The sequence below is a fragment of the Streptomyces sp. NPDC096040 genome (assembly GCF_040303265.1).
Classification (GTDB): domain Bacteria; phylum Actinomycetota; class Actinomycetes; order Streptomycetales; family Streptomycetaceae; genus Streptomyces.
Genome location: NZ_JBEOTA010000001.1, coordinates 231,432 through 244,266, shown reverse-complemented (window position 1 = coordinate 244,266; position 12,835 = coordinate 231,432). Strand labels below are relative to the sequence as shown.

General features: G+C 73.7%; 9 protein-coding genes and 1 pseudogene. 9 read left to right on the top strand and 1 reads right to left on the bottom strand.

Features of this window, described 5'->3' with window-relative positions; translation table 11 throughout:
* The first annotated feature begins 108 nt into the window (after positions 1–108).
* The 3 genes and pseudogenes from ABTY98_RS01110 to ABTY98_RS01100 all read left to right on the top strand — a co-directional run.
* A complete protein-coding gene (locus ABTY98_RS01110; protein ID WP_352218744.1) occupies positions 109–726 on the top strand; it encodes an NUDIX domain-containing protein in 618 nt (205 codons plus the stop codon).
* Between the two features lie 53 nt (positions 727–779).
* Positions 780–1,019 (top strand): transposase, encoded by a 240-nt coding sequence (locus ABTY98_RS42220; protein WP_502994110.1) that lies wholly within the window; start codon positions 780–782, stop codon positions 1,017–1,019.
* Between the two features lie 50 nt (positions 1,020–1,069).
* Positions 1,070–1,207, top strand: a pseudogene (locus ABTY98_RS01100) (IS701 family transposase); the annotation flags it as partial.
* 56 nt (positions 1,208–1,263) lie between these two features.
* Here the strand turns inward: ABTY98_RS01100 and ABTY98_RS01095 are convergent.
* On the bottom strand, positions 1,264–2,145 hold the full coding sequence (locus tag ABTY98_RS01095; protein WP_352218743.1) for a helix-turn-helix transcriptional regulator: 882 nt from the start codon (positions 2,143–2,145) through the stop codon (positions 1,264–1,266).
* A 202-nt stretch (positions 2,146–2,347) separates the two neighbouring features.
* Between ABTY98_RS01095 and ABTY98_RS01090 the strand changes: the two genes are divergently transcribed.
* From ABTY98_RS01090 to ABTY98_RS01065, 6 genes are all read left to right on the top strand, one after another.
* Positions 2,348–3,784, top strand: a complete 1,437-nt coding sequence (locus ABTY98_RS01090) for an MFS transporter (RefSeq protein ID WP_352218742.1) — start codon at positions 2,348–2,350, stop codon at positions 3,782–3,784.
* Positions 3,759–4,244 (top strand): alpha/beta hydrolase, encoded by a 486-nt coding sequence (locus tag ABTY98_RS01085; protein ID WP_352218741.1) that lies wholly within the window; start codon positions 3,759–3,761, stop codon positions 4,242–4,244. Before ABTY98_RS01090 ends, ABTY98_RS01085 begins: the two co-directional genes overlap by 26 nt.
* Positions 4,245–4,326: 82 nt before the next feature.
* Entirely contained in the window at positions 4,327–5,919 is a 1,593-nt protein-coding gene (locus ABTY98_RS01080; protein ID WP_352218740.1) for a TIGR02677 family protein, read from the top strand.
* Between the two features lie 80 nt (positions 5,920–5,999).
* Positions 6,000–7,280 carry a TIGR02678 family protein gene (locus ABTY98_RS01075; RefSeq protein WP_352218739.1) on the top strand — a complete coding sequence of 427 codons (1,281 nt, stop codon included), beginning with the start codon at positions 6,000–6,002 and terminating at the stop codon, positions 7,278–7,280.
* Positions 7,277–11,401 carry a TIGR02680 family protein gene (locus tag ABTY98_RS01070; RefSeq protein WP_352218738.1) on the top strand — a complete coding sequence of 1,375 codons (4,125 nt, stop codon included), beginning with the start codon at positions 7,277–7,279 and terminating at the stop codon, positions 11,399–11,401. The genes ABTY98_RS01075 and ABTY98_RS01070 overlap by 4 nt, the downstream gene beginning before the upstream one ends.
* Positions 11,398–12,738: a TIGR02679 family protein gene (locus tag ABTY98_RS01065; protein WP_352218737.1), complete on the top strand. Its 1,341-nt coding sequence runs from the start codon at positions 11,398–11,400 to the stop codon at positions 12,736–12,738. Before ABTY98_RS01070 ends, ABTY98_RS01065 begins: the two co-directional genes overlap by 4 nt.
* Positions 12,739–12,835 lie beyond the last annotated feature (97 nt).

The following is a 12,835-nucleotide window of genomic DNA, read 5'->3' as shown; positions in this document are numbered from 1 at the left end:
GACACGACCGTAAATTCCCCGGAGCCGTGGTCACCTTGTTCCCCAGGTACCCGCGGTGGATGGCGTCCGTCGAGCATGGTTGTCAGTGGCTCCTGCCAGCATGCGCGGATGACCTCGACCGACCGTCTGCTCACCGCCTCTGACGATCAGCCGCGTGCCCACCTTCTGGAGCTGGTCGGTGCCATCGAACCGTGGGACGACCTGGAGCGCACCCATCTGGAGACCGCCGCGCAGTGGATCGCAGGCGGAGCCCCGCTCTACCGGGTGCGCAAGCCGGATGTTCCGGCGATGCACTTGGTGAGCTACTTCGTCGTCCTCGACAACTCGCGCGGGCAGCTACTGCTCGTCGCGCACCGCAACGCGGGCCTGTGGCTGCCGGCCGGAGGACACGTCGAGCCGGGTGAGGACCCGTGGGCCGCGGTGGTCCGCGAATGCCGGGAGGAGCTGGGCATCGAGGCCGTGGCATCGCCGATCGCCGGCGAGCATCCCCTCTTCCTCACCGTCACCCGAACCCGGGGGCACCGCCCGCACACCGACGTCTCGCTCTGGTATCTCCTCAACGCCGACGCCCACACCATCACCTCCTACGACCAAGGAGAGTTCAACGCAATCCGGTGGCTGACCGACGAGCAGGTACTCGATGAGTCCGACGAGCTGCTCGACCCACACATGCACCGCTTCACCTGCAAGCTGCAGCACGCCCGGACCGGGAGGCATCGCCGGTAGCCTCTTCCGGTTGTCCGCGGTGCCGCACGATCCCGCGAGCAACCGGAGGCGATATGGACCAGTTCGCCTCCGCCCACCACCTCGCCTCCTGGATCGGAGTCTGCCCTGGCCAGAACGAGTCCGCCGGGGTCAGCAAGTCCGGCCGTACTCCGCCCGGCAACGCCAACCTCAAACGCCTGATCGGCATCGCCGTGCCGTGGGTTCGAGTCCCGCCCGCCCCACTACTCACGCTTGTGACCTGCGGAAACGTCTCATCAGGGGTGTGGATTCAGAACTTTGGCGCGAGGGGCTGAATCCGCTGCTCGTGAGTTCAACTCTGTGGCGGGTGACGTTGGTTCGAAAGCTGCTGGACTTCGCTGGGCGTTCCTTCCCCGCCTGGCACCATCACATGACCATGGCGTCGGCGGCGTACGCCCATCTGCGCCCGGCAGACTCCGGGTATCCGTCCCTGCCATATCTGGCCGGGCAGCGCGGCGCCTGAAAAGGCACCGGCCGGGATGCGATGTAGTCCTCCGGCCCGGTCGGAGCGATCTGGCCTCACACCGCCGCGGAGATGCTCTCGACCTCAGGCGCGGCTGCGCTGCCCAGCAGGCGCAGAGCCGCTTCAGAGGGTGAGCCCGGTTCGGCCGTGTAGGCGATCAGGCGCTGGCCGGACGAGCCGGGGATGACGAGGTTCTCGAAGCTCAGGTCCATCGTGCCGACCAACGGGTGACGCAGCTGCTTCACTCCCGAGGTACAGGTGCGCACCGGATGACGGGCCCAGCGGGAGGCGAACTCGTCGCACTGAACGGTGAGTTGGCCGACCAGTTCGGTCAGCCGGCGGTCGTCGGGGTGCCGGCCGGCGATCAGCCGCAGCGAGGCGACCGCGAGCTGTGCCTCGTCGTGCCAGTCTGTGTACAGCGCGCGGTAGCGGTCGTCCAGGAACAGCATCCGCGTCACATTGGGCCGGGTGCCCGGCGTCCCGGGGCTGTCCGCGGGCAGATGTGCGGCGAGCAGTGCGTGCCCCAGCCGGTTCCAGGCCAGTACGTCGTTGCGGCGGTCCAGGACCAGTGCCGGCACCTCCGACATGGCCGCCAGCAGTTGCCGTGCCGAGGGGCCGGCCTGCTCCGCGCGGGGTGTGGTGGGGCGGGCCGCGGTGGCGTTGGGACGGGCCAGGTCCTTCAGGTGCGCGGTCTCGTCCTCGGTCAGCCGCAGGGTGCGCGCGATCGCGTCCAGCACGGAGTCCGAGGCGCTGAGGGCGCGGCCCTGTTCGAGACGGGTGTAGTGGGTGATGCTGACCCCGGCGAGCATGGCCAGCTCCTCGCGACGCAGCCCGCTGACCCGGCGGCGGGTCGGATGCGGGGTGATGCCGACGTCCTCCGGGCGCAGTGCTGCACGGCGGGACCTGAGGAAGTCTCCCAGTTCGGACGGAGCGTCCATCGATGCCTCCCGTTCACTCCCCTTCATGATGCCCGCCCGCCGGGCCAGGCGTGAGCCATAAGGGTGGTCATGTGATGACCACCCTTGCGCTGACTGTGCGAGACAGGGTGCTGGCTGGGTCCCCGGGCCGAGACGAGTCTCTTTCCCAGCGGTGCGCACGACAGACGCACCGGTGAGGCTCGAACGAAAGGGACTCGACGTCATGTCCGTCACTGATTCGGACACGGCCGGTACGGCCGTAGGAACGGCTCCGGCCGTCCTCACCCCGCGTCTGCGGCTGGTGCTGGTGCTGCTGCTCGCGGCCCAGTTCATGCTGGCCGTGGACTTCTCCATCCTGAACGTGGCGCTGCCGGTGATCGGCGAGGGCCTGGGCTTCTCTCTGGCGCATCTGCAGTGGATCGGCACCGCGTTCGCCCTGTGCGCGGCGGGGTTCACCCTGCTGTTCGGCCGGGTCGCGGACCTGTTCGGCCGCCGCCGGCTCTTCCTCGGCGGTCTGGTGGTGCTGGGCGCGGCCTCACTGGTGGGCGGTCTGGCACAGAACCCGGAGGTGCTGATCACGGCCCGTGTCTTCCAGGGCCTCGCGACCGCTGCGGTGACCCCGGCCGGCCTCTCGCTCATGACGACCTCGTTCCCGGAGGGCCCGCTGCGGGAGAAGGCCCTCGGCCTCAACGGGGCTCTGATGTCCGCCGGATTCACCACCGGCGCGATCCTCGGCGGCCTGCTGACCGACCTGCTGTCCTGGCGCTGGGCGTTCTTCATCAACGTGCCCGTCGCCCTCGCCGTCCTGATCGTCGCCCCGACGGTCATCAAGGAGTCCCGGCCCGACGAGCGCCCGAAGCTGGACGTGCCCGGCGCCATCAGCGTCACCCTCGGTCTGCTGGCCATCGTCTTCGGCCTCACACAGGCCGGTGAGCACGGCTGGGGCTCCGCGAACGCCCTGCTGTCGCTGGCGGCCGGCGTGCTGTTGCTGATCGTGTTCTGGGCAGTCGAGCGCAAGGTGAGCGCCCCGCTGGTCCCGCTCAGCGTGCTCGGCAAGCGTTCGGTGGCCTGGGGCAACGTCGCCGGTCTGATCGCCTTCCTCACCGAGACCTCCCTGGTCTTCCTGCTGACCCTCTACCTCCAGGAGGTGCTCGGCTTCTCCCCGCTGGCCGCCGGCCTGTCCTTCGGCGTGCTGGGCATCGGAACGGTCGTCGGCGGCTCGGTCGCCCCCAAGGTCATCGGGAAGATCGGCAGCAAGCAGACGCTGATCACCGGCGGCATCCTGCAGACCGTGTTCACGGCCGCCCTGCTCGGCCTCGGCGCCACCCACTCCTCGCTGTGGCTGCTGCTGGTCGCCACCTTCGTCGGCGGTGTCGGCAACATGCTCGTCATCGTCGGATTCATGGTCACAGCCACCTCCGGTCTCGCCGACCACGAACAGGGCCTGGCCACCGGGCTCGCGACCATGACCCAGCAGATCGGCATCACCATGGGCACGCCGATCATGAGCGCCATCGCCACCGCCGCGATGACCGGCACCGGCGCCTCGGCCGTCCTCGGCGGACTGAAGACGGCCATCGCGGTCAACGCCGCCCTCGTCGTCCTCGGCGCCCTCACCAGCGCCGTGTTCCTGCGTGGTGCGCGGTCGAGTGCGCAGTAACTCACGATGGTACGAACCCCGCGCCGGCCTGGCCGCTCCGGACGAGGACAGGGCCGTACGTCCGGACGGCCGGCGGTCCGGTGAGGTGCAGTGGCGGCCGGTCTGGCTCGACGCGGGGACCCATCGCATACCGGTTCGGATCTACCGGCCCGGACCGCGGTCGTACGGCTGGCTGGTCTGGGCGCACGGCGGCAGCTGGCAGGCAGGGTCGGTCGAGCACTGGCACGGGCCCGTCATGGACCTCGCGAGGACCTCGGGGTGCACGGTGGTCAGCACCGGCTACCGGCTGGCCCCCGGCTATCGGCACCCCGCCCGGCTTGTTCCGAAATGCCTGCGCGTGGCAACCCGGCGGAGGACGTGGACGGGATTGCCGCTGCAGAGACCTCATCGGGAACATGCCGGCTACGAAGCTGTGGGCCGTCGTGCGGGCGGCGCCCTGCTCGGCTCGGGCGGCCCGTAGTCACTGAGCGCACAAGTACCCGGTGCGAAGGTCTGGCCATGGTTGCCGCGAGGGGGTATGCGTCAGGGAGAATGCCGGGACGATGACGTCGCAGCCTGCCGAACCCGACCCCGTCGAGTCCACCGAGCCCGCCTCCTACGCTCCTTTCGCTCACCTCACGGTGCCCAACACGGCCCTCTACCGTCAGGTGATGGGCGTGTTCATCGCCGCCAAGGAGCGGTTCGCCGTGCATCTGCGGCCCGAGGAGGTGCACGCGGCGCTGGCCCCGGAACATCGGCCGACCGACCTGGACGCCGTGGCCAAGGCGCTGGACAGCCTCGTGGAGTGGGGCAATCTGCGGGCGGACCCGGACACCTCCCGGGTCACCGCGGTCGAGGACTTCTACCGCAAACGCTTCATCTACCAGCTCACCCGGGCCGGTGAGGCCGCCGAGCAGGCGCTGTCCGCGTACGACGAGGCGCTGGGGCGGCGCGGCGCGCTGCAGGCGGTGGCGCTGCACGACATCGTCACGCAGCTGCGGGCCCTGCTCGTGCTCGCCGCCGAGCAGGAGGAGGGCGAGCCGGACGCGGCCAAGGCGCACCTGGCGCTGTCGGCGCTGACCAGCCGGTTCGAGGCACTGGCCGAGAACGCGCGGGCGTTCATGGGGTCGCTGCAGCGCACCATCGACCTGCACGGGGTCGAGGTGGAGGTGTTCCTCGCCTACAAGGACCGGCTGATCCAGTACCTGGAGCGGTTCATCCAGGACCTGATCACCCTCGGCGGCCGGATCGCGCGGCTCATCGGGGAGTTGGAGCAGCAGGGCAGGGTCGGCGTGCTGCTGCGGCTGGCGGCGGCCCGGGAGGCGGGGGACGCCGCTCCGGACGAGGCGGAGACCGCCGAGGCGCGGGCGCAGGAGCGGTGGGCGGCGAAGTGGGAAGGGCTGTCGGCCTGGTTCGTGTCGGCGGACGGCCGCGAGTCGCAGGCCCGGCTGCTGCGCGGCCGCGCGCTGGGGGCGATCCCGCAACTCCTCGCTGTCGTACGGCAGCTGAACGAGCGGCGGGCCGGGCGCTCGGACCGGTCCGCGGACTTCCGCACCCTGGCCCGCTGGTTCGCCGAGGCACCCGACGACGGGGCACGGCACCGGCTGTGGCGCGCGGCGTTCGGCCTCTACCCGGCCCGCCATCTCACCGTCGACGCCGACACCCTCGCCGAGCGCGCCGCCCGTCCGGTGGCCGCCTCGATCCCGTGGGCCGGGGCCGAGCCGCTGCGGATCAGCCCGCAGCTGCGCCGCACCGGAAGCTACGAGCGGCGCGGCAAGCCGCGCCGGGTGCAGGACCGGTCCGAACAGCGGCGGCAGCTGGCCGAGATCGCCGCCAAGCAGGCCGAGGAGATCGCGGCGGCCCGCGCGCGGCTGGCGACCGACGGCATCACCCGGCTGTCCGCGCTTCAGGAACTCGACCCGGTGGCCTTCGGCCTGTTCCTGGGGCTGCTCGGCGACGCCCTCGCCACCTGGCGGCCCGGCGTCACGACGACCGAGGCGACCAGCAACGACGGCACGATGGAGATCCGGCTCACCGCCCTGAACGACGGCACGACCGCGGAGATCCGCACGCCGGGCGGGGTGTTCCGGGGGCCCGACCACACGGTCGAGATCACCGACCTCGGCATGAGCACTACGGTGCGGGAGGCACGATGACCACCCCGGGCCGTCGTCCTGGCACTCAACCGGCATCCCGCCACGAGCCTCGCAGGGCCCGCCGAAAGGAGACTTGACCGTTGACCACGCCCCTGGGGGAGGTGCTGGACGGCCGGCGTACCGCCGAGTTCCACAAGGCCGCCCGCGCCCTGCTGAAGGAGCCGCTGCTGCTCGCCCGCGGCCCGCACACCGACGCCCACCGCCTGGTGCGGCAGCACGCCACCGAACTGCGCGACTGGTTCGACCGCAACACCGGCTGGTCGCTGCGGGTGGACGCCGAGGCCGCCCGGCTGCGCAGGACGCCCGGCACCCTGGCCGACCCGAGCCACCCGGCGCGCGAGGCCTCCCGTGCCGGTGCGCCGTTCAGCCGCCGCCGCTACGTGCTGCTGTGCCTGGCGCTGGCCGCGCTGGAACGCGGGGAGGCGCAGATCGCGCTCGGCCGTCTCGCCGAACAGGTGGTGCTGGACGCCGCCGATCCCCATCTCGCCGCCGCAGGCGTGGAGTTCACGCTGGAGCGGCGCGACGAACGCCTCGACCTCGCCGCCGTCGTACGGCTGCTGCTGCGGTACGGGGTGCTGCGGCGGGTCGCCGGGGACGAGGACGCCTACGTCAGTGGGGCGGGGGACGTGCTGTACGACGTGGAGCGCCGGGTTCTCGCCGGGCTGCTCGCCGCCCGCCACGGCCCGTCACTGATCACCGCCGACGGCTTCGAGGAACGGCTGGCCGCACTCACCGCGGAGAGCGCCCTGGACAGCGACGAGCTGCGGTTCCGCGCCATGCGCCAGATGCTGACCCGCCGCCTCCTCGACGACCCGGTGCTGTACTACGACGAGCTGACCGACGAGGAGCTGGCCTACCTGACCCGCCAGCGCGCCTTCCTCGCCGCGCGGATCACCGAACTGACCGGCCTGGTCGCCGAGGTACGGGCCGAGGGCATCGCCATGGTCGACCCTCTGGACGACCTCACCGACGTACGCATGCCGGAGCAGGGCACCCACGGGCACGTCACCCTGCTGCTCGCCGAGCACCTCGCCGACGCGGACGGCGAGGTGAGCCGAAGTGAACTGGAGCGCCGGGTACGGGAACTGGCCACCGAGCACGGCGGGTACTGGTCCAAGAGCGCCAAGCAGCCCGGTGCCGAAGGAGAGCTGGTCGAGCAGGCGCTGGCCAAGCTGACCGCGCTCGGACTGGCCAGGCGCACCCCCGAGGGTGTGGCCCCGCTGCCCGCGCTCGCCCGCTACGCGGTCGCGGAGGCCGTCGTGCTGGAACCGGGGGAACACAGAGGACACAGAGAACACAGTCCACTCAACACCCCTCGTAAGACCACCCGCACCCCTCAGCGAAAGGCGCCGCAGCCGTGACCGCCCTGCCCGTCCCCGCGCCCGGCCGGTGGCGGCCGCTGCGCGTCGGCCTGGTCGACCTCTTCTACTACGACACCGAGGAGTTCTGGTTCCGCGACGGCCGCCTGCTGCTGCGCGGCAACAACGGCACCGGCAAGTCCAAGGTGCTCGCCCTCACCCTCCCGTTCCTCCTGGACGGCGACCTGTCCCCGCGCCGTGTGGAGCCCGACGCCGACCCGGGCAAGCGCATGGAGTGGAACCTGCTGCTCGGCGGGGAGCACCCGCACCCCGAGCGGCTCGGCTACACCTGGATCGAGTTCGGCCGCGTCGACGAGGACACCGGACAGGCCCGGTTCCGTACCCTCGCCTGCGGGCTGAAGGCGGTGGCGGGCCGCGGTATCGCCCGCCACTGGTACGCCGTCACCGGCCAGCGCGTCGGCCAGGACCTCAGCCTGCTCGACGCGACCGGCACCGCGCTGTCGCGGGACCGGCTCGCCGAGGCGATCTCCGGGCACGGCATGGTGTACGACACGGCCACGGCGTACCGCAGGGCGGTCGACGAGGCACTGTTCGGGCTCGGCGAGCGACGCTACGCCGCCCTCGTCGACCTGCTCGTCCAGCTGCGCCAGCCGCAGCTGTCCAAGCGGCCCAACGAGGCCGCGCTGTCCCGCGCGCTGACCGAGGCGCTGCCGCCGATGGACCAGGCCGTGATCGCGGATGTGGCGGAGGCGTTCCGGTCCCTGGACGAGGAGAAGGAGGAGCTGCGGGCGGCCGCCGAGGCAGCGCGGGCGGCCTCCGCGTTCCTCGACCACTACCGCCGCTACGCCCGGGTCGCGACGCGGCGCCGGGCCCGGCTGCCCCGCAGCGAGCACGCCCGCTACGAGCAGCTGCACCGCGATCTCGCCCAGGCTCGTGCCGAGCGGGAGGGCGCCGAGCGGGCCCGGGCGGCGGCCGCCGAGCGGATCGCCGAGCTGGAGGAGACCGCCACCCGTCTGAAGGCGCAGGACGCGGCGCTGCGCGAGGGCCCCGAGATGCGCAGCGCCCGCGAACTGGAGCAGGCGGCGGCCGACGCCCGCCGCACCGCGGAGGAGCTGACCCGCACCGAGGCGGACCGGCAGCAGGCGGCGCAGGCGCACACCCGGGCGCTGGGCCGCCTTCAGACGGCCGAGCGCCGGCTCACGAGGGCCGAGGAGCAGGTCGCGGACACGCTGGCACGCGAGCGGGAGGCCGCCGCGGCGGCCCGCATCGACGGCGAACCACACACCGAGAGCATGCTGGAGGCCGAACTGCGGCGCGAGGCCGAGGAGTCGGTGGCCCGCAGACGGCGCACCATCGAGCATGTGGAGGAACTGGCGGCCCGAGCCGACCAGGCCGCCGCCGAACGGCGCGCCGCCGCCCGCCGCCTGGACGAGGCCGAAACCGAGGCCGGCCACACCGCGCGGCGACAGGCCGAGGCGGACGACAGCGCCGCCGAGGCGGGCCGGGACCTCGTCGCCCGCGTCCGCGCCCATCTGGACATCTGCGAGGAGCTGGCCGTCGCCGATCCCGCCGGGCTGCTGGACGGTCTGCAGGATTGGGTGTCGCACCTTCAGGGGCCGTACCCGGCAAGCGAAAGGGCCGGTGCGGCGCACCGCGCGCGGGCGGCGCACCTGGCCGACCGGGCCGCCGCCCTGGGGCAGGAGCTGGCCGGACTCCAGACCCGGCGCGCCGAGGCCGAGCGTGAGCTCGCCGGCCTGGCGGCGGGCGGCCAGCGGTGGCCTGCGGCGCCTCACACCCGTACGCCCGGAGTCCGCGACCAGGTCCCGGGGGCGCCCCTGTGGCGGCTGGTCGACTTCCGCGACCACGTCACCGCCGCGGAACGCGCGGGCCTGGAGGCGGCGCTGGAGGCCTCCGGGCTGCTGGACGCCTGGGTACGCCCGGACGGCACCGCCATGCACGCGGACGGACACGACGTCCTGTTGTCCCCGTCGTCCCCCGGCGCGCCGCCGACCGGGGACACCCTCGCCGACGTGCTGCGCCCCGCCGTGGACCACGGCGACCCTCCCCCAGAGGGGGTACCCCCAGCGACGGCGGTGGGCGAGCAGACGGTGGCCCGCATCCTCGCCTCCGTGGGCCTGGGCTCCGGCGGGGACACCTGGGTGGCGGCGGACGGCCGCTTCCGCGTCGGCGCGCTGACCGGCAGCTGGTCGAAACCGGCCGCCGCATACGTCGGCGAGGGCGCCCGCGAGGAGGCGCGCCGTGCCCGGATCGCCGCCCTGCACGGCGAACTCGCGGCCCTGGCCGACGACCTGGGCCGCCTCGAAGCCGAACGCACTACGGTCGCCCGGCGCCGGAGCACCCTGGACGCCGAACTGGCCGCTGTCCCCGACGACGCCGCACTACGCCACGCGCACGCCCTCGCCGCCGCGGCCACGGACGCCGCCCACCGCGCACGGGCCCGCAGCGACGAGTGCGCCGCCGGCCTCGCCGACGCGACCCGGCAGGAGGCCGAGGCCGCCACCGAACGCGACGACACGGCCGCCGCGGTGAACCTGCCCGCCGACCGGGCCGGCCTGACCGCCGTCCGCCAGGCGCTGGCCGACTACACCGCCGTCCTCGCCGCCCTGTGGCCCGCGCTGCGCGAGCGCGCCGACGCGACGCGGGCCGTCGCCGACGAACGCGCCGAGGCCGGGCGGGCCGGCGGCAGAGTGGCCGAACTGGCCGAGCGTGTCGAGGAGTCGGCCCGTTTCGCGGCGGCCGCGGACGAGCGCCACGCCACCCTGCGCTCCACCGTCGGCACCGCCGTCACGGAACTGGAGCGGCGCCTCGCCGAGACCGCTCAGGCGCTGGCCGCGTGCGAGCGCGAGCAGCGCCGGGCACGCGAGGACCACACGGCCGCCGACCGGCGCGCCCACCTGGCACTCGGGCACATCGAACGCCTGGACGTGGACGTCCGCGAGGTGACCGAGGCCCGCGCCGGGGCCGTCGCCGCGCTCCAGCGGTTCGCGGGCACCGGGCTGCTGGCCGTCGCCCTGCCCGAGGCGGCCGTACCGCCCCTGGACGCCGGACCGTGGGCCGCCACCCCGGCCGTGGCGCTGGCCCGCGCGATCGAGGCCGAACTGTCCGGGACCGACGACTCCGACGGAGCCTGGGAGCGCGTGCAGAAGCGGCTCAGCGAGGAGTACAAGAAACTCCAGGACGCCCTGTCCCGCGGCGGCCACTCCGCCTCCGCCCGGATGGTCGAGGACGGCATGGTCGTCGAGATCGTCTACCAGGGCCGTGAGCGGGTCGTCCCCGAGCTCGCCGAGGCCCTCGCCGCCGAAGTGGCCGAGCTGACCCGCATCCTGTCCGCGCACGAACGGGAGATCCTCGAAACCCACCTGATCACCGAGGTCGCCGGCACCCTGCAGGAGCTGATCGGCGCCGCCGAGCGCCAGGTGCGGGCCATGAACGCCGAGCTCCAGGAGCGGCCCACCTCCACCGGCATGAGACTGCGCCTGCTCTGGCGGCCCTCGCGCAAGGCGCCGGCGGGGCTCGCCGAGGCCCGTGAGCGGCTGCGCCAGTCCGCCGACGCCTGGACACCCGAGGACCGGGCGGCGGTCGGCGAGTTCCTGCAGGCCGAGATCGCCCGCCGGCAGTCCGAGGACACCGCGGGCAGCTGGCTGGAGCTGCTCACCGCGGCCCTCGACTACCGGGCCTGGCACGAGTTCGCCGTCGAACGCCACCAGCACGGCAAGTGGGTTCCGGCCACCGGGCCCGCCTCCGGCGGCGAGCGCGTCCTCGCGGTCTCGGTACCGTTGTTCGCCGCGGCCTCCTCGCACTACGCCACCGCAGCGCCGCACGCCCCGCGCCTGGTCACCCTGGACGAGGCCTTCGCCGGCGTCGACGACGACTCCCGCGCCAAGTGCCTGGGTCTGCTGCACGCCTTCGACCTGGACGTGGTGATGACCTCCGAACGCGAATGGGCCTGCTACCCGCAGGTCCCGGGCATCGCCATCGCCCAGCTCTCCCGCGTCGACGAGATCCCGGCGGTCCTGGTGACCCGCTGGGAGTGGGACGGCGCGGAACGGCTGCGGGGCAGCGAACCCGGCCATGGGCTGGTGGCCCTCCCCGCGCAGACCGCCGCCTCCGAGCCGGAGAGCCGGGATGCCCTGTGGACGTGACCGACGACAGGACGGCGGACGGGACCGAGGACATGAGCACGGCGGACGGGACCGAGGACATGAGCACGGCGGACGGGACCGAGGACATGAGCACGCCGGGCGGGGCCACGCCGCCCGGTGACCGCGACCGCCTGGCCCGCCTCCTCGGCGGCCCCGACCTCGCCTGGCTCGTCGACCGGGTACGCCGCCGCATGGCTCGGGACGAACCCCTCACCGGACCCGTCACCCTGTCCGACCCCACGCCCGCACAGCGCGAGGCCGCCGAACGCCTGCTGGGCCGCGCCCCCGGCGCCGGACGCTCGCTGCGCATACGCCTCGACGCGGTGGACGCCGTCCTGCGCCGCTCCGGCGCCGGCCCCGACGGCCTCTCCGCCGCCGTCACCGCCCTCACCGGGCCCGTCACCCGGCTGGCCGACCTGCGCGAGCGGGAGGAACACGCCTGGCGTGAGCCGTACGCCCCGCTCGATGGGCTGATCCGCAGCGGCAGGCCCGAACTGGCCGACTGGGCCGACCGGTTGCGGCGCGACGGGCTCGTACGCAGGCTCGCCCGCACCCCGCCCGTGGCGCAAAAGCTGCTGCACGACACGGCCGAGGCCCTGCGCCGCCTGCCGGCCGAGCCGACCGTGTCCCTGCCCGTCTTCGCCGCCGACGCGTTCGGCGACGCGCATGCCCTCGACGACGGCACCCCGCTCGCCACCCTCGTCCTGTCCGGCGTCCGCGCCCTGACCGGCTTCCCGGACGGCACCGGAGCCGAGTGGCGCCGCGAGGCCTGGGCCTCGGCCGGTATGCTCAAGGACGCCCTTTCCTCCACCGTCCTCACCCTGGGCCTGCGTGGCACGCCCGCCCTCGACTGGGCGGCCGACGCAGGGGAGCCGGCCGTCCTGACACTGCGGCAGCTCACCCAGCTCCCCCCGTGTACGGCTCCCGCAGCAGTCCATGTGTGCGAGAACCCGGCCGTCCTGGCCACCGCGGCCGACACCCTGGGTGCCGCCTGCCCGCCGCTGGTCTGTCTCCAGGGCCAGCCCTCGGCCGCCGCCCTCACCCTGCTGCGCCACCTGCACACCCACGGGACCACGCTGCTCTACCACGGCGACTTCGACTGGGGCGGCCTGCGCATCGCCACCGCCCTGCTGCACCGCGTCCCCTGGCGCCCCTGGCGCTACACGGCCGCCGACTACCGCGCCGCGGCCGCCGCCACCCCGCTGGCCCCGCTCCTGACCGGCGCACCCGCCGCCGCCCCATGGGACCGCGAGCTGTGCCCGGCCCTCACCGAACTCGGTGTGCGTGTCGAGGAGGAGGCGGTGCTCGACGACCTGCTGGCCGACCTCGCGTCCTGACCCCGGGCGCTGGGGCAGGGCCTCCGGCGCACCACGGCCGGACAGGCGGTGGACGACCGCCGGACACTGCGGCAGCGCGCGAGCCGTCCCGGTACCG

Excerpts from the sequence above, each read along its gene's own strand:
- ABTY98_RS01110 (WP_352218744.1), top strand. The coding sequence starts at position 109 with ATGACCTCGACCGACCGTCTGCTCACCGCCTCTGACGATCAGCCGCGT.
- ABTY98_RS42220 (WP_502994110.1), top strand. The coding sequence starts at position 780 with ATGGACCAGTTCGCCTCCGCCCACCACCTCGCCTCCTGGATCGGAGTC.
- ABTY98_RS01095 (WP_352218743.1), bottom strand. The coding sequence starts at position 2,145 with ATGGACGCTCCGTCCGAACTGGGAGACTTCCTCAGGTCCCGCCGTGCA.
- ABTY98_RS01090 (WP_352218742.1), top strand. The coding sequence starts at position 2,348 with ATGTCCGTCACTGATTCGGACACGGCCGGTACGGCCGTAGGAACGGCT.
- ABTY98_RS01080 (WP_352218740.1), top strand. The coding sequence starts at position 4,327 with ATGACGTCGCAGCCTGCCGAACCCGACCCCGTCGAGTCCACCGAGCCC.